The sequence below is a fragment of the Magnetospirillum sp. SS-4 genome (assembly GCF_902729425.1).
Lineage (GTDB): Bacteria > Pseudomonadota > Alphaproteobacteria > Rhodospirillales > Magnetospirillaceae > Phaeospirillum.
In genome coordinates this window covers 1-2,229 of the sequence record NZ_CACVCH010000118.1, presented here as the reverse complement: position 1 = coordinate 2,229, position 2,229 = coordinate 1, and the positions used below count along the sequence as shown (strand labels likewise).

Here is a 2,229-nt window from a genome sequence, read left to right as displayed (position 1 = left end):
AATGAGCGTGGGGAGGAGGCGCCGATGCCGGGGTTGCCCCCGGTGGTTTCCTCTTCCCCCGCTCCCGAACCCGGCGGGCACCTTTCGGTATGCACCGGGCTCTCCAGTACCGGTTCTGCGTAGGCGGGATACCGCAGAAGCCTGAGATTGTGACGCCCAACCTTGATGTCGCCGACGAATGCGATGGGTCGTTGATCGATCCATGCGTTACGCGGGCGACCCGGAAGTCGCCGCCAGTAGCGGCGGCGGATTTCCATGCGGGGTGTCTTCGGGAACTTCTTACGCAGCCAACGCCGCACCCGGTCCCAAACATAGTGGTCTATGGATGAGAATACGCGCTTGGCGCCGTAGCAGTGCTGGTAGAAGCGTCCCCAACCCAGAATCAGCGGGTTCAGGTCATCAATGACTTCTTGTAAAGAGAGACGTTGACGCCCGAGAGTGGTCCATTGCTTGATGCGGTGGCGGATGTCCTTGATTCTGTCGCGGGGGATTTCCACGCGGGGCCAGTAGCCCCACCTTTTGTCCCAGCGCAGTCGAATCCTGTGACCGAGGAAGACGAAGCCCTCGGTCAGGGACGTGACCCGCGTCTTTTCCGGCGAGAGGGTGAGTTTCATCTCGTCCCGCAGGAAGGTCGCGAGGTCCTCCTTCTCGGCGAAGGCCTGTTCTTGGCTGCCTTCGACGAGCACCACAAAATCGTCTGCATACCGGATGGGAAGGAACACCGGTCGGCCCGCTTTCCGCTCGTAATGGCGGAATTTGCGGATGGCGTCTCCGGGCCGGGCGTAGGGTTTGCCGTCGCGCGTCTTGCGCTGGGCCACGAAACGCTCGTACCGTTCCTCGATGGCTGACAGAGTGATATTCGCCAGCAGCGGGGATAAAACGCCACCTTGCGGTGTTCCGGCAGGGGTGCGCAGCAATGCACCATCCGCCAGGACACCGGCCTTGAGGAATGCCAGGACGAGTCGGCACACCTTGATGTCGCCGACCCGACTGCGAAGCCGGGTCATGACATGGTGATGGTCGATGTTGTCGAAGCATCCCTTGATGTCACCTTCGATCACCCATTGGTAGGGTGGACGAGGCCAATCCTTTCCAGTCTTCTTGCCGGTGGGACGGATCGCATTGCGGATGTGTTCCACCGCATCGCGAACCGCCTTGCGCGGCCGGAAGCCATACGAGACGGGCATGAAGACCGCCTCGAAGATCGGCTCAAGCAATTGCAGGACAGCGGCTTGCACCAGCCTGTCCCGGACCGTCGGCACCCCCAGGGGCCGGAATTGCCCCGGCTTTCCCCGCTTGGGGATCATCACCCGCCGGACCGGCGTCGGCTGGTAGGCTCCAGTTCGGAGCCGCCGCCGCGTGTCGGCCAGAAAGTGATCCACCCCAATGCGGTCCTGGATGGTACGCACGGTCAACCTGTCCGGCCCGGACGAACGGGCACCGCGATTACTCGCGACCCGCTTCCACGCCACTCGGAGATTGTGGGGGTCTGTGACCCAGTTCCACATATCCCGATAAGCGCCGTCCGGTTCGGTCCTGCTCCACACAAAGAGTTTGCGCTGAATGTTGAGAAGCCAGTCCGTATCGGCCTGATAATCGGTGTCCACCGCTTGTTTCTCCTTCTCGCAAATTCTTATCGATACCTGTTCCCCTTCGCCATGTGGCCGGCTCTCCCGACCTCGGACTACTACGGGAACTCTGCCCTCAGTCATGACCTTCTCCTGACTTCGAAGGCTAGCCGACCCGCTACCGGTCGGCGGTCACGCCTGAGTTCCGACGTTCCGATCAACAACCCATGGACCCGTAGACGACCCGCTTTACCCCAGGATGCTCTGTCCGCTGGCCACCGATGAGGACGCCAACGGCCACGCCGCTTGAAACGACATGCCCAGACCGGTTCAGTCAGCCGATCCGGATCGCGCACCATGCCCCCACGCTGTCTCGCGTTGCGGGGGATCTCTGTCTTTATGTCTGAGGCTTCTGACACGGGTTTCGTATTCCTCGTCATAGGTCCTGCGGTAGCCCGGCTCAGGGGAGACAGCCCCATATCCGGACAGTTAAGGCCGCTCTGCGCATTTCACTCAAGACGTCGAATCCCGTCTTGAGCTTGCGGCCCCCTTTCGACTATGCTCATCTCATGTCGAGGCAGCTCCTTTAACTGCCGGTCATTGATCAGTTCAGCACGGGTAGTTACACTCATTTGCGCGAACCCGTGCTATTACGTCGCGC

General features: G+C 61.2%; 1 protein-coding gene. It reads right to left on the bottom strand.

The annotated features are described in order from the left end of the window. Positions 1-1,607: group II intron reverse transcriptase/maturase (ltrA, locus tag MTBSS4_RS17845; RefSeq protein WP_217425579.1), on the bottom strand; the 1,607-nt coding region annotated here is incomplete at its 3' end. Between the last annotated feature and the right edge of the window lie 622 nt (positions 1,608-2,229).